Source organism: Bacteroidota bacterium (assembly GCA_039714315.1).
Lineage (GTDB): Bacteria > Bacteroidota > Bacteroidia > Flavobacteriales > JADGDT01 > JADGDT01.
This window is the reverse complement of sequence record JBDLJM010000082.1, coordinates 1-14497: the sequence shown is the minus strand read 5'-3', so window position 1 is coordinate 14497 and position 14497 is coordinate 1. Positions and strand designations below refer to the sequence as shown.

General features: G+C 35.4%; 11 protein-coding genes. 3 read left to right on the top strand and 8 right to left on the bottom strand.

Annotated elements, in window-relative coordinates:
• Window positions 1-24 precede the first annotated feature (24 nt).
• From ABFR62_09115 to ABFR62_09100, 4 genes are all read right to left on the bottom strand, one after another.
• Complete coding sequence (locus tag ABFR62_09115; GenBank protein MEN8138582.1) at window positions 25-1911, bottom strand: OmpA family protein; 1887 nt, start codon at window positions 1909-1911, stop codon at window positions 25-27.
• 42 nt (window positions 1912-1953) lie between these two features.
• Window positions 1954-2586, bottom strand: coding sequence for a 7-carboxy-7-deazaguanine synthase QueE (locus ABFR62_09110; GenBank protein MEN8138581.1), 633 nt, complete (start codon window positions 2584-2586; stop codon window positions 1954-1956).
• 266 nt (window positions 2587-2852) lie between these two features.
• Entirely contained in the window at window positions 2853-4178 is a 1326-nt protein-coding gene (gene glpT / locus ABFR62_09105; protein ID MEN8138580.1) for a glycerol-3-phosphate transporter, read from the bottom strand.
• A gap of 6 nt (window positions 4179-4184) precedes the next feature.
• A complete protein-coding gene (locus ABFR62_09100; protein MEN8138579.1) occupies window positions 4185-5759 on the bottom strand; it encodes a glycerol-3-phosphate dehydrogenase/oxidase in 1575 nt (524 codons plus the stop codon).
• A 329-nt stretch (window positions 5760-6088) separates the two neighbouring features.
• Here ABFR62_09100 and ABFR62_09095 point away from each other — a divergent pair, with 329 nt between their 5' ends.
• Window positions 6089-6853 (top strand): DeoR/GlpR family DNA-binding transcription regulator, encoded by a 765-nt coding sequence (locus ABFR62_09095; protein MEN8138578.1) that lies wholly within the window; start codon window positions 6089-6091, stop codon window positions 6851-6853.
• A gap of 65 nt (window positions 6854-6918) precedes the next feature.
• Here the strand turns inward: ABFR62_09095 and ABFR62_09090 are convergent, their stop codons facing one another.
• The 3 genes from ABFR62_09090 to ABFR62_09080 all read right to left on the bottom strand — a co-directional run bounded on the left by ABFR62_09090 (window position 6919) and on the right by ABFR62_09080 (window position 9159).
• The gene (locus tag ABFR62_09090; protein ID MEN8138577.1) at window positions 6919-7761 is read right to left on the bottom strand and encodes an alpha/beta hydrolase; all 843 of its coding nucleotides are present in this window, start codon (window positions 7759-7761) and stop codon (window positions 6919-6921) included.
• A gap of 44 nt (window positions 7762-7805) precedes the next feature.
• Window positions 7806-8540, bottom strand: coding sequence for a shikimate dehydrogenase (locus ABFR62_09085; protein MEN8138576.1), 735 nt, complete (start codon window positions 8538-8540; stop codon window positions 7806-7808).
• Window positions 8541-8724: 184 nt separating this feature from the next.
• Window positions 8725-9159, bottom strand: a complete 435-nt coding sequence (locus ABFR62_09080; GenBank protein MEN8138575.1) for a DUF2147 domain-containing protein — start codon at window positions 9157-9159, stop codon at window positions 8725-8727.
• Between the two features lie 185 nt (window positions 9160-9344).
• Here ABFR62_09080 and ABFR62_09075 point away from each other — a divergent pair, with 185 nt between their 5' ends.
• Window positions 9345-10178, top strand: coding sequence for a mechanosensitive ion channel domain-containing protein (locus tag ABFR62_09075; protein ID MEN8138574.1), 834 nt, complete (start codon window positions 9345-9347; stop codon window positions 10176-10178).
• A gap of 184 nt (window positions 10179-10362) precedes the next feature.
• Window positions 10363-11940 (top strand): SulP family inorganic anion transporter, encoded by a 1578-nt coding sequence (locus tag ABFR62_09070; GenBank protein MEN8138573.1) that lies wholly within the window; start codon window positions 10363-10365, stop codon window positions 11938-11940.
• Window positions 11941-12289: 349 nt separating this feature from the next.
• On the opposite strand, the gene ABFR62_09065 is transcribed toward ABFR62_09070, so the two are convergent.
• Window positions 12290-14266, bottom strand: a complete 1977-nt coding sequence (locus tag ABFR62_09065) for an alpha-amylase family glycosyl hydrolase (protein ID MEN8138572.1) — start codon at window positions 14264-14266, stop codon at window positions 12290-12292.
• Window positions 14267-14497 lie beyond the last annotated feature (231 nt).

Here is a 14497-nt window from a genome sequence, read left to right as displayed (position 1 = left end):
TCATTGACTCATTAAATCACAGACTCAATAAAGCAAAATTTCAGTTCTACGGTTTTTACTTCTGCCCTCCAATGTTTCATTTGTCGCAATGGGTTTAATTTCTCCTCTCCCAAAAGACTGCATTCTTTTTACACCTATTCCCTTGGCAGTTAGATATTCCTTCACCGATTTAGCCCTGGCTTCCGATAGTTTCTGATTATATTCAACTTTCCCTACATCATCGGTGTGTCCAATTATCTTGACTCTGTATTGGGAATGTTCTTTCAAATAGGCTACCAAAATATTCAGTTCAAAATATGACTCCGCCAATAATTCCGACTTACCGGATTCGAAATTAATATTATTCAAATTCATTCTCTTTCCTTTTTTCAGTCTTTGCAACCAAAAATCTTTCTCAACATAATTACCGACAGAATCACTGTCGAATTTAAATGTTTCGGAATACAACAGGTGACCAGGAGCCATTGCTACTGCAGCATAGACCTTACCAACTGGAAGTAGTGCCTGATATTTCCCGAATTCAACAGAAACAGAATGTATAGCTTTTGATGATTTTAAATCAACAATAGAAATACTTGAGTTATTAATATTCTTCTTGCTTACTTTATCATAAATATTTCCTTTTAGGTAGGCTGTATTACTTCCTCTTACTTTTTCATCCAATTCGAAATTATAAATATCCATTTCACCAAACCCATCAAGTGCATCAGAAGAAAAATATGCACTTTTACCATCTCTGGTCACCATCAAACTATATTCATCGCCTGCAGAGTTTATTTTGTATCCCAAATTAATTGGCTGGCACCATTTTTTACTTTTTTCATCGTAATACGACACGAAAAAATCAGTACCTCCCATTCCTAAAAGTCCATCAGATGAAAAATATATCGTCTTACCGTCTGCATGCAAAAAAGGAGTTACTTCATTACCATCAGTATTCAATTCCTTTATGCTATGAGCCTCTGCCCACCTTCCATTTTCAAATTTCGAAACCCACAAATCTTTCCCTCCTTTTCCTCCACGTCTGGAAGAAGAAAAAATTATAGTATTCCCATCAGGTGAAATTGCCGGATGAGCATCCCATGAAGTAGAATTTACTCCCCTACCGAGGTTTATTGGTCTCGACCATTTTCCACCTTCTTTTATCGAAACATAAATATCGCAGCTGCCTATACCTTCTTCCCGGCCACAGGATGTGAAATATAAAAATTTCCCATCCATACTAATACAGTGAGCACCTTCATTATCATTTGTATTTACATCTCCGGGTAAAGGGATCCCTCTTTCCCAGTTTTCGCCTTTTCTGTTACTTATGAAAAAATCTTCGACCTTTTGACCATTTTTTATACGAATACCCGTGTATATTAATGTCTTACCATCTACAGACACAACAGGATTATATTCATATCCCTGAGTATTAACTCCCGCTCCAACATTTACAGGATCAAAGTCTACCGGATTTTTCATTGCCTCAATTGCAAAATCACAATTTTCTAAACGTTTATTGGCAATTTTCACACCTTTATTACTTTTAGGTGCTTTTTCTATATATTCTAAATAATTCTTCCTGGCTTCCTTATAATATCCCTGATAAAAATAAGAATTTGCCATCTTGTATTTTAAAAAATACTTAGACCTTAATAAATCAGCTGTTTTATAGTTTTCAATAGCAGGTTCATATCTTTTTGATTTGAAGTAAATATCTCCTAAAATCACATAAGCATCAAACTTATCTGAATTTAAATAAACCGTTTTCTGCAGATACTCCTCTGCTTTATCATAATCTCTATTCCGTAATGAAGATTTCGCCTTTTGGAAATACTTTTCAGCCTTATCAACCTCTTGCGATTCAATCGAACTGAAAGGAAGGATAATTAAAAAAAATAGGGATAAAAAAAAAGAGTTTCTCATATCCCTAAGTTAAGAACTATATTTTAATTCAGAAAAGAATTCCTAAGGAATATTCATGTACTTATGTGTTTGAAGAGATGCCTTCCATTCAGGATGTTCTAGAATAAAATCAACAATTTGAGGAAGCATTTTTTCCCTCTGACTCCATTCAGGTTGAAGGTATAACTTACATGAATCATTTACTTTTAAAGCCTGTTCTACGGCAAATTTGAAATCATTCTTATTCTGTATAATAACTTTTAACTCATCGGCCTCCTTATAATTATCCTCCAAAGGAAGAGATGTTTTCTTGGGTGAAAGACATATCCAATCCAATCTACCCGTTATAGGATAAGCCCCCGAAGTTTCTATATGTACTTTAATTCCTCTCGAATGCAACTGTCGACTTATATAATCTAAGTTCCACATCAATGGTTCTCCTCCGGTAATGACAACTGTCTTTGCATATTTAGCTGCATTTTCCACAATTTTATCAACCATGGTAGGAGGATGTAGCTTTGCATCCCAGCTTTCTTTTACATCGCACCAGTGGCAGCCAACATCGCATCCGCCTATCCTGATAAAATATGAAGCCTGCCCTGTGTGGTATCCTTCTCCCTGCAGTGAATAAAACTCCTCCATCAATGGGAGCATAATTCCCTGTTCCAATAACTTTTCTTGTTCTGTCTCAGTCATTTATTTTTTTCTGAAAAATCTGTGCAAAGATAAGATTTTAAATAAAAAAGACTATAACAGATTTGAATCCATTACAGCCTTTATATATATAATTTTATAAATACTTATCTGATAGCAATTTTTCGTGTAACTATTTTATTGTTTTCAACAACATTCAAAATATAAACTCCGGAATTAAACCCTGTTACATTAACTTCAGGTTTCTCCAAATTAGCACCAACGCCATTTTAAATATGATTATTCTTCAATAAGATCTTTTATAATAATTATTTATCTTTTTCAATCCGTAAAGTAAAAGCAATAAGTATTATAGACAGAATACATGCAGCAATTAATGTAATAAAACTTCCATCCCATCCAAAATTATCAACGATAGCTCCCATAGCAATATTTGCAAATACTGCTCCTCCTAAATATCCGAATAAGCCTGTAAAACCTGCCGCAGTTCCGGCAGCATTTTTTGGCACCAAATCTAATGCATGTACTCCTATCAACATTACCGGTCCATAAATTAAAAATCCAATGGCTATCAGCGATAAATTGTCAATCATTGGATTTCCGATCGGATTTTTCCAGTAAACAACCACCGATATTAACACCAGCAACATATATATTATACTTACCGGAGCCCGTTTTCCTTTAAACCATCTGTCACTCATATAACCGGCTAATATAGTTCCCGGAATACCTGCCCACTCATAAGCAAAATATGCCCATCCGGATTCATCGAACGAAAAACCCTTTTCTTCCGACAAATATGTAGGTGCCCAGTCCAGAACTCCATACCTCACCAGATAAATAAAAGCGTTGGCTGAAGCTATAAACCACAGCATCTTATTATTAAATATATATTTGCTAAAAATCTCTCGGCCTGAAATTTTCTTTTCACTCGCCTCTTCGGGATCTTCAGGATAATCTTTTCGATATTCTTCGATTGCAGGCAATCCTACTGCATGAGGCCTGTCTCTAACTAATATGTATGTAATAACAGCAATAATCAGAGCAATCATCCCCGGAAAGTAAAAAGTAGCACGCCAATCGCTAAATATCTCTAACCCCAATATAGCCAATGGTCCGATCAAACCTCCACCTACATTATGCGCTACATTCCAAAAAGACATTTTAGTGCCTCTCTCGGTAATAGAAAACCAGTGAACCATAACCCTGCCGCTTGGTGGCCATCCCATTCCCTGAAACCAACCGTTAATAAGCAAAATAACAAACATTACAGCTATCGATGATGTTGCAAATGGAAAAATTCCCATCGCTATCATTGCAATACCGGATAAAGCTAATCCAAGGGTCATAAATTTTCTGGCATCACTTCTATCAGAAACGTTTCCCATTAAGAACTTACTTAATCCATATGCAATCGAAACTCCGGATAATGCAATACCTAGCTCGGTTTTAGTGAATCCTTCTTTAATCAAATCAGGAATCGCAAGAGCAAAATTCTTTCTAACCAAATAATACCCGGCATAACCAAGAAATATCCCGGCAAAAACCTGAAATCGTAAAATTTTATATGTACTATCAACCTTCTCTTCAGAAATAAGGTCTCTGTTTGGAGGCTGTCTTAGGAAATTGAGCATATTAAATTAGTTTAAAATGTAATTTTTTGCAATTTTATTAAATAGTTCTACTTGTTCATTCTCCCATTCTTTGTCTTTATCCAATTCTTTTGCCATAATTTCGGCAACTACAGGAGTAATTCTAATACTTTCTTTTGCATCTAAAAACAATGCACGAATTCTCCGTGCCAGAAAATCTACTACATTCCTTGCTAACTCATACCTTACTGCCATTACTACCTGAGCTTTAATTATTTTCAGATCTTCACTAATTACTTCACTGAGTTCTGAATTTTCTTCGACTAATTTATAAATAGTTTCTATATCCGAGCCATAAAAATATAAAGGATTATTAAAATCTACTCCTTTTTTGTATCCGTGTATTTTTAAATGAGGAGTTACAGATTCTTTCTTTGGAAGTTTTGCTATACCGGCAAGTTTATCAACAACTTCTTCCCCCATTTCGCGATATGTCGTCCATTTACCTCCAATTATTGTAACCAAACCCGAATTGGAAGTGATAATTTTATGACTTCTCGACACTTCTTTTGTCTTACCCCCTGCTTTTTTTGGTGCAGCAAGTGGACGCAAACCAGCAAATACACTTTTCACGTCGGCACGAGTAGGTTCTTTTGCGAGATATCTACCGGCAGTTTCTAATATAAAATCTATTTCTTCATCAGTAGCAATAGGCTCAATTAACGATTCCTTTTTAGGAATATCAGTTGTACCAACTACTACTTTTCCATACCAGGGTACAGCAAATAATACTCTTCCATCGGGAGTTTTAGGTATCATTATTGCGTGATCTGATTGTAAAAAATCACCATCCAATACAAGGTGAACTCCCTGACTTGCAATAAGCATATTATTAGCTTTTGGATTATCCTTCCGTAATATATCATCTACAAAAACTCCGGTAGCATTTAAAACTGCCTTTCCTTTTATTTTGTATTCCTTTCCGGTTTCACCATCTTTAGCTACAACACCACTAATATTACCACCTTCTTTTATCAAATCGGTAACTTTCATGTAGTTCAAAGGTACTCCTCCGTATTCTATTGTAGTTTGTGCCAGGTTTAATCCCAATCTGGAATCGTCGAACTGACCATCATGGTATAAAATGCCACCACGTAAACCATTTTTCTTTACTGTAGGCAGCTTTTCCATAGTTTTTCTTTTTGTATATGGAACAGATCTACCCAAACTTAACCTGCCTGCCAACAAATCGTAAACAGTAAGCCCAATTGTATAAAATGGTTTATACCACCATGAATAAGCCGGAATTAAAAATTTCTGATTTCTTGTAAGATGTGGAGCATTTTGAAGCAATAACCCTCTTTCTTTTAGGGCCTCCAGGACCAACGAAACATCGCCCTGTGCCAGATACCTCACCCCACCGTGTACAAGCTTTGTGCTTCTACTTGAAGTACCAACTGTAAAATCTAATTGTTCAAGAAGTAAAGTTTTATAACCACGGGTTGCTGACTCCAATGCAGCCCCAAGTCCCGTCGATCCACCTCCAATAATTATTATATCCCAAACAGTATCCTCAGCCTGAATTTCCCTGATTAATTCTTCTCTAGTAACAACAAGTTCCATAATTACATTTACTTATCTTATAGTTTCGTTTACCTTCTTTCTAGTTTCACTTGAAAGTATTCAAACGTACAAATTATACATATGAAACCAAAACGTAACCTTGCTTTTTTTTTACAAAAAATAAAAAAACAAGTCAATCTTCCTTCTCAAGCTACTGCAACTTATATAAACTACTTAAATACAACGCCTATATATTACAAGCCTTACACGCTATAAATAAGCAAATACAACCAATATAAAACATTATAGCTTTTAATACATATATATTAAAATTTATATTATTTTTACATATTACACATATCTAAAAAACGAAACCATAGTATTTTCATATGGACAGACATCAAAAAATATTAGAAATTCTTAAAGAAAAGAAAAATGTAAAAGTTCAGGATCTAAGCGATGCACTAAATACCTCTACCGTAACGATCAGAAAGGATTTAAAAATTTTAGAAGCAAAAAAATTACTTTTCAGAAAACATGGAGGGGCATCATTGGAACAACCTTACGTAAACGATAAACCAATAAATGAAAAAGAATTTATTAATGTAAAAGAGAAATCAGCCATTGGGATAGAAGCTTCTAAGATTATCAGTGATGATCAATATATAATTATAGCATCGGGAACTACTGTACTGGCATTTGCCAAACACATTAACCCTCTCATTAAAACTACTGTAGTAACTTCAGCACTCAATGTAGCCATAGAACTATTAAACAAACCTAACATTGAAGTATTACAATTGGGGGGCTACATACGGCAAAGTTCAAACTCTGTAATAGGGCATTACTCTGAGTTAATACTAAAAGAAACGGCTTGCAGTAAATTATTTCTAAGTGTTGACGGAATAGATTTAGATTATGGATTAACTACATCAAATGCTTTAGAAGCTCATTTGAACCAGCAGATGATAGAATCTTCGAAAGAAGTTATCGTCTTAGCAGATTCGTCAAAGTTTGGAAAGAAAAGTTTTGGTAGAATTTGCGAAATTGATCAGGTAGATCACATTATAACAGATAATAAAATAAGTAAGGATATAGTTGAGAAAATAAAGTCATTGGGAATAACAATTACTATTGCAAACCATGAAGATTAGATATTATACCAATTACAAGTCAACATTATGATATGTATTTGGTATTAATAATCCTTCACGCTAATTCAAGCTATAAAGTCAATAATTTCCCTAATTACATTATCATCAGCTAAAATTCTGCGATGGCCTAAATTCTTGGTACTAAATAATTCTGACTTAGCTATTTTATTATTCATGGTTTCTGCTTCCGAATACTGAACATCAATATCATTTTCATCGTGAATAATAAGTATGGGAATATCTATTTTTTCACCTACTACTTCTCCCGAAACAGAAGTTATTCTTTCATCGTATCTGGTTTCTATATAATCTTTGATTAAGGGAATCATTTTATCGCTGAAATTAATATTCATACAAAAATCAGTGATGACGTTTTCAATCAAATTTGGAGTTCCTATAATGACTACTTTTGGAGCGTCTACCCCTTTATTAACAGCATTTAATGCTGCAATGCCTCCCATAGAATGACCAATGATCAAATCAAATTTCCCGACTTTTTTCTCCATTTCTAAAATAGCATCTACAAACTCATACATATGAGTCCGCTTTCCTTCCGACTCACCATGAGCAGGTGCATCAAAGCTATAAACAGAAAAATTATTTGCAAGAAGACTTTCAACCAGTTTATTCATTTGAGTTCCTCTTCCCGACCATCCATGAACCAAAAGAATCTTTTTTTCTCCCTTTTTCCACGAAAAGGTCCTTATTTTTCTTCCCTTCAACAATAAATTGTCTAAAGTTGCCAAATAATAAATTTTATTTTCGCGCTCGGGACGTTGAAATCGTATTGGTTTGTAAAATAAGGCTAACCCAAACTTTAAAGCCAACTTAGGAGATATTTTCTCTAAGGCTCCTGCAAAATATTTAATTGTAGCAGGTATTTTTATTGATGTTTTTCTTTTTTGCATTGATTAAATGATTTTTACAACTTTAAACAACCATTTACTAAAAATTATCTGTTCCAAATCCTCCAGGCTTCCTCGGCCTGATGATGCAACATAGAAAGTCCGTTTACTGTTGCAGCTCCCCTTTCCTTTCCGTTTTTGAGGAACTTCGTTTCCTCAGGGTTATATACTAAATCATATAATAAATGTCCGGAAGTAATTCCTTCATATGGAATACCCGGTGCACTGTCAACATCAGGATAAGTACCAACAGGTGAGCAATTTATAATAAAAGGAAAGTTTTTAATCGCCTGCTCCGTAAGATCGGAATAAGCAACTTCATCATCTTTTTTTGGATTTCGGGAAACGAAGAAGAAATCAACACCCAATTCTTTTAGCACAAAAGCTATAGCCTTAGCAGCTCCGCCGGTTCCAAGTATCAAAGCCTTTCGGTGTTGAGGCTCAAAAAATGGTTTTATCGATGTTTTAAAACCAAAAGTATCGGTGTTGTAACCTATCAGCTTTCCATTTTCAATTATCACTGTATTTACAGCTTTAATCGACTTTGCACTTTCATCAATATCATCCAAAAAAGCCAAAACATCTTCCTTATATGGTATTGTAATATTAAAGCCTTTTAAATTAGGTTTAGATTCTAATAATTCTTTCAAATCTGAAATTTCTTTTAAATCGAATGTTGAATATTTACAATCAGTGATTCCCAGCTCTTCAAATTTCTTTGTAAAATATCCCTCAGAAAATGAATATGATATATTTCTACCTATAAGTCCGAATTCGCGCATGTTTGTTTAATAATAATTATGTCTATAAAAAACGTCATTTCGACCAAGCGACAGCTCGTGGAGAAATCTCATGAAAAATTGTAGTATCATGGATAAGATCTCTCCACTCGTTTCTCTCGGTCGAGATGACGATAATAAGTAACCTCCGCTAAGCGATGTAAAATTAATACAAAGTTAGATTATTCTATTCTACCCTATACCAGGTTTGGGTTCTATAGAAAAAGGCTATATAACCTCTTACATTTAAAACTTTACTGTCATTTTCATCCACCCAAAGCTTACAGTCGTATATTTTTCCATTATTAGGGTCCATAATAGTACCGTCTTCATATTCAGAACCATCTTTTTCCATTTCCCTTATTATTTCCATTCCAACAAGGTGCTTGTTCTTTCTGTCGTCTGTACATTTATCACAAAGCGGATCTTCATCTCCGGGCTCTCTGTTGAGAAGTGTTACAATCTTTCCAAAAATCTTTCCTCCTTTTTCATAAATCTCTACAATTGACTTTTCTTTATTAGTTTCGTCATCAATTGTTTTCCACTTACCAATAACATTTTGTGCATTAATAGATACCGTTAAAAGTAAAAATGCAACCAGAAAACTCAATTTTGTACGCATAATTTATTTGTTTTAGTTCGATCAAATGTAATATATGGATTTCTATTATGCAAAAGCTTATCTAAAATCATGACAATATGTTAACTGCCTGTAGAAATTAGAAATATTTAGTAAGTATTTTTTTGCCTAATTTATAATATTCATTAACTTCCTATTTATTAAACACATTAAAATAAAAAATCATTATGAATTTTGACAATTCCTCAATCGAAAAATATTTCGACAAAGCTATTGAAATGCTTATGGAGTACGGGCCAAAGCTGGTCCTGGCAATTATTACCCTCATCATTGGTATTAAAATAATTAAATTCATTTTAAAACTTATTGATAAAACACTGGAAAACAAAAACTATGATCCTTCCTTAAAGCCTTTTTTACATACACTGGTTGATTGGGGTCTAAAAATAATGTTATTTATTTCTGTCGCATCTATGGTAGGTGTTGAAACCACTTCATTTATTGCCGTAATTGGTGCTGCAGGTCTGGCTGTTGGTTTTGCTCTTCAGGGAACTTTATCAAATTTTGCTGGAGGAGTATTAATATTAATTTTCAAACCATACAAAGTAGGCGATTTTATCGAAGCTCAGGGCTATATTGGTACAGTTAGAGAAATTAAAATATTCGTTACAGAGCTTACTACTCCGCAAAACAGGGTTGTAATTATACCTAATTCTCCAATGGCTAATGGTTCACTAACCAATTACTCAATTATGGATAAGGTTAGAGTCGACATATTAATGGGCATTTCGTATGATGCCAACATTAAACAGGCCAAAGACCTGTTTATTGAAATAATGAAGAAGGACAGCAGGATACTTGCGGATCCGGCCCCAATGGTAGCAGTTGGCGAATTAGCCGACAGTTCTGTAAATATTCATGTAAGACCATGGGTAAAAACTGCAGACTATTGGAATGTTTATTTCGAATTGTTAGAAAAGTTTAAAGTGGAACTCGATGAAGTGGGTATTGGAATACCTTACCCTCAAACAGATGTTCACTTACATCAGGTAAACAAATAAAACTTATTTATATATTTTCAGCTCCGGATTTTTTTTAAATCCGGAGCTTTTTCTTTATAAAATACGATAAATTGACTATTCAAACAGGTCAATAATGTCCCGAAGCTTTTCACCACTCAAAACTTTGAAAGTGTTTAATTTACACTATATTTGCCGGCTTAAAAAAATTAAGATTAAACAGTCTATGAAGAGATTTAAATTCATTGAAAAGAAAAATGGCAATATCAAGGACGATGTTCTATCGGGGCTAACAGTTGCTTTAGCGCTTGTTCCTGAAGCTGTGGCTTTTGCATTTATTGCAGGAGTTTCACCTATAGTAGGACTTTATGGAGCATTTATGATGGGCTTGGTTACCTCTATTTTTGGAGGTCGCCCGGGAATGATTTCCGGAGCTACAGGAGCTACTGCTGTTGTGATGATATCGCTTGTAAAAATAGGCACGGAAATGGGAGGCGAAGGAGCCGGACTTCAGTACTTATTTGCCACTCTTTTATTAGCAGGTTTAATCCAAATATTTGCAGGTGTTTTCCGCCTGGGAAAATTTGTCAGATTAATTCCTCATCCGGTAATGATGGGATTTGTTAATGGTCTGGCCATAGTAATTTTCATAGCACAACTAGGAATGTTTCAGGTTGGCGGAAACTGGCTTGAAGGAGCTCAACTATATACTATGATAGGATTGGTTGCTCTAACAATGGCTATTCTTTACTTCTTTCCAAAAGTTACAACCAAAGTTCCGGCTGCATTAGTTGCTATTGTTTCTGTAACTTTCATCGTAATTTTCAGTGGTATTGAAACTGAAACTGTACTGTCTTTTGTTCAGGCAAAAGGAGGTGAAGGTATACAGGCAAAGCTTCCTAGTTTCAACGTACCGATGATTCCATTTAATTTAGAAACTTTATACTTCATTGCTCCATATGCAACAATTATTGCGGCCATTGGTTTAATTGAATCTCTTATGACTCTAAACCTTATTGATGAATTAACCGAAACTCATGGTAATGCCAATAAGGAAAGTATAGCACAGGGTGCCGCCAATATGGTAAACGGATTTTTTGGAGGTATGGGCGGTTGTGCCATGATCGGTCAAAGTATCATTAATATTAAATCGGGCGGTAGAGGTAGATTATCAGGTATTGTTGCAGCAGTAGCCCTATTACTGTTCATCTTATTTGGTGCCACATATATAGAAATGATCCCGGTTGCTGCACTTGTAGGTGTTATGTTCATGGTAGTAATTGGTACTTTCGCATGGAGTACGTTTAGCGTTGTAAATAAGATTCCTGCTGCCGATGCTTTGGTTATTCTGTTGGTTACAGTACTTACAGTAATGTTCGACCTTGCTGTTGCTGTTATCGCGGGAGTTATAGTTTCTGCTCTTGTTTTTGCCTGGGAAAATGCATTGCGTATTCGTGCCCGCAAATACATTGATGAAAATGGAGTTAAGAACTACGAAATATTTGGACCTTTATTCTTTGGTTCTACTCAATTATTTACCAGTAAATTTGATGTTAAAAATGACCCTAATGAAGTTATAATTGATTTCAAAGAATCGAGAGTAGCTGATCATTCAGGTATTGAAGCGATAAATAAACTTGCTAAAAAATACGAACAGGAAGGAAAACAGATTCACCTTCGTCACCTTAGTCCTGATTGTAGAAAGTTAATTGATAAAGCTGAAAAAATTATTGATGTAAATATTATCGAAGATCCGGAATACACCGTAGTAGTTGATGGATTTGAGGATTTTTCAGTGAAATAGTTGGCTGGCATTTCGCCTGCCTGCGCGATGCAGTCAGGTAGGCGTTATCCGCTATAGTAGGCCAAATTCAGAACTATACCTGTTTGTGTTTAGTTTTACACTAAAAGAAAATTAAGGGTTTTCGTCTTAGTTGAAAAAGAAAAATTAAGCATAGCCAAAGCTACGGTTCATTTTTATTTTGAATAATAAGACGGAAATACAAATTTTATTCGTGTAAAATTGAGTATAAACAGGTATTATCACAATAAAAACAGCGGGGTCTCCTTTTTTGGAGCCCCGCTGTTTTTTTGTTCAATACTCTTCCTTTAGTCCTAGCTGCCGCTACTACCACGGCCAGAAATTGATCATTTTATCCAAAATACTTATCCAGTTCAACAAGCATACATTGTCCCGGAGCTAAATCGTAACTCATCCATTGATCTACGAAACTTACTGTATCACCACTCAAATGATCGCGGTATGTATTACTGTGTGTGCCATCAATTTTCAGATAAAATTTCTCATAATTATGGTAATTAGTATTACAAATAACTAAAATACTCTTCCATTGCTGCCACGGATCAAAGCGCTCAAAGGCCGTTACACTGCCATTATTACTCTCAGGATAATGAACCTTTATTGATAACTCATTACCGGTGGCTATTATATTCTGATATTTATCCCTAAGAAAGTTTACATGCTTAATAAATCCAATAAGATTATAATCCCTATTCCAGTTATAAGCATTTTTATAAAACAATGGCAAAGCCTGTGAACCAAAATGAGAAGTCTCGTCTTCGGTAAAACCTAAACCTGTATTAATAGGATAATCTTCCATTATCTCAAAACCTGCATGAATAAACGGCATACAGTTTGGCAGGAAAGAAGAAATCACCCACATCTGCTTCGAATGCATTTCCCCACCTCGTTGCATTGCTCTCGGAGTATTATGAGTCTCAGCTGTTCCGAAAAACGGAAAAGGTAACTTTTCAGCAGCTTTCTCTATTACATTTTTAATACCGCCGGGCTTAGAGGATACTCTCCACTCAAAACCTAAAGTTCCATTATAACCGGCATCCCTGCTTGGCCATTCTATTTCAAAATTCTCCTCCATGAATGCGAAATCTTTATCGTATTCGCGGGCAGTTGAAATAATCTCAGCCATTAATGGTTTAGGAACAGCATGTCCCATATCCATCATCACTCCATCAATACCAAACTCCTGATAATGCGGAATTACACCGGCCAGCTTATCCCATAACGGTCGGTTTACATTAGTTGGATGAGACAATTCCGGATCGTAATAACGGATTGTATTATAAGCGATATAATTATAGTCGTTATGACCTGAATCATACTCGTAATTATACATTCTGAAATATGTTACGTCACTCCATGCAGGTTGAATATCATCAGGTGGCCAGTCGGCAAATGCTCCGGGAATAACCAATTCTCCTTCTTCAGTTTTAGCTACAAACTTACCTTTTACTGTTTTTATCTGCTTCGGTGTTGGTGGCTTCTTAAAATGATCCCTGTATGATTGCTGCGGAGCAAAATGGAATCCTCCCCCGTCAGGTATCTTTTTTATTTCTGCCAATTCGTGAGCCGGAAACTCCGGACTCTGGTATTCATCAACATAGTTCTTATCTATCCAGTAAAACCACTCAGGATGCTCCTTAATCCAATCTCCATCAAGCGATGATGTCCTTAATACAAACTCTAATACTACCCGCATCCCCATTATATGAGCCGCTTCCACAAAGGCCTCAAACTGCTCTTCAACTGTGAAAGGTATCATTGGATCTGCCAGATTTTCATCCAATTTATATGGATTTTTTATGGCGTAAGGCGATCCAAGGTCTCCCCTGTTTCCATCCTTTCCAATACTGGTTATCGGTAAAAAATATACAACGTTTGTTCCCAAAGCCTTTAAATAAGGTAGTAGGGCTATCGTTTTCAATAAAGTTCCTGATTCCCTAAAACCGTTCTTCGACATTGTAATATCCTTCTTCTGAACCCCTACATTCCCGTCCTGATCGTGATCATAAGCCGTTGTAAGTCTTGGAAATACATTATATATCCTCGATGAATATGTCCAGTCTCCTCCGTTTCCGTGTTGCAGTCCATTACTCTTTGATATAGAAACACTATAATCCTTTCCTGTTTCTTTTTTTTCGAGTATATCAGATACAATACCTCCGAAATATTCATTTGCATTTACCCTTATCGGGCGCGACGGTCCGTCATTCAATGTCCATAACGACGGTATAAAGTAGCCAGTATCAGACTTCTTTGGATTTGAGTCGAAATGCTCAAATATTTTCTCTAATATAGTTTTTTTAGCCATTACCTTTCCTCATTTCAATTAATGCTAATTCATTTCCCAAATATAAAGTTCTTTTCTCAATAATTTTCACACAAAGTGTATCTAATACACTAAAAAAATTACTTTTACACTAAATTATTTTTTTTCTTATTATGCTCCTCTTCGCTCCAGAGGAGTTTGTTGGCAGCGGCCTTGATCTTCCCGGCAATCTCTTCGAACTTTTCCGCATCCGCACCCTGCCCCAGAACCGCG

Coding starts and splice junctions, on each gene's coding strand:
- ABFR62_09065 (MEN8138572.1), bottom strand. CDS start 14,266: ATGGCTAAAAAAACTATATTAGAGAAAATATTTGAGCATTTCGACTCA.
- ABFR62_09100 (MEN8138579.1), bottom strand. CDS start 5,759: ATGGAACTTGTTGTTACTAGAGAAGAATTAATCAGGGAAATTCAGGCT.
- ABFR62_09075 (MEN8138574.1), top strand. CDS start 9,345: ATGAATTTTGACAATTCCTCAATCGAAAAATATTTCGACAAAGCTATT.
- ABFR62_09070 (MEN8138573.1), top strand. CDS start 10,363: ATGAAGAGATTTAAATTCATTGAAAAGAAAAATGGCAATATCAAGGAC.
- ABFR62_09110 (MEN8138581.1), bottom strand. CDS start 2,586: ATGACTGAGACAGAACAAGAAAAGTTATTGGAACAGGGAATTATGCTC.
- ABFR62_09080 (MEN8138575.1), bottom strand. CDS start 9,159: ATGCGTACAAAATTGAGTTTTCTGGTTGCATTTTTACTTTTAACGGTA.
- glpT (MEN8138580.1), bottom strand. CDS start 4,178: ATGCTCAATTTCCTAAGACAGCCTCCAAACAGAGACCTTATTTCTGAA.
- ABFR62_09085 (MEN8138576.1), bottom strand. CDS start 8,540: ATGCGCGAATTCGGACTTATAGGTAGAAATATATCATATTCATTTTCT.
- ABFR62_09090 (MEN8138577.1), bottom strand. CDS start 7,761: ATGCAAAAAAGAAAAACATCAATAAAAATACCTGCTACAATTAAATAT.
- ABFR62_09115 (MEN8138582.1), bottom strand. CDS start 1,911: ATGAGAAACTCTTTTTTTTTATCCCTATTTTTTTTAATTATCCTTCCT.
- ABFR62_09095 (MEN8138578.1), top strand. CDS start 6,089: ATGGACAGACATCAAAAAATATTAGAAATTCTTAAAGAAAAGAAAAAT.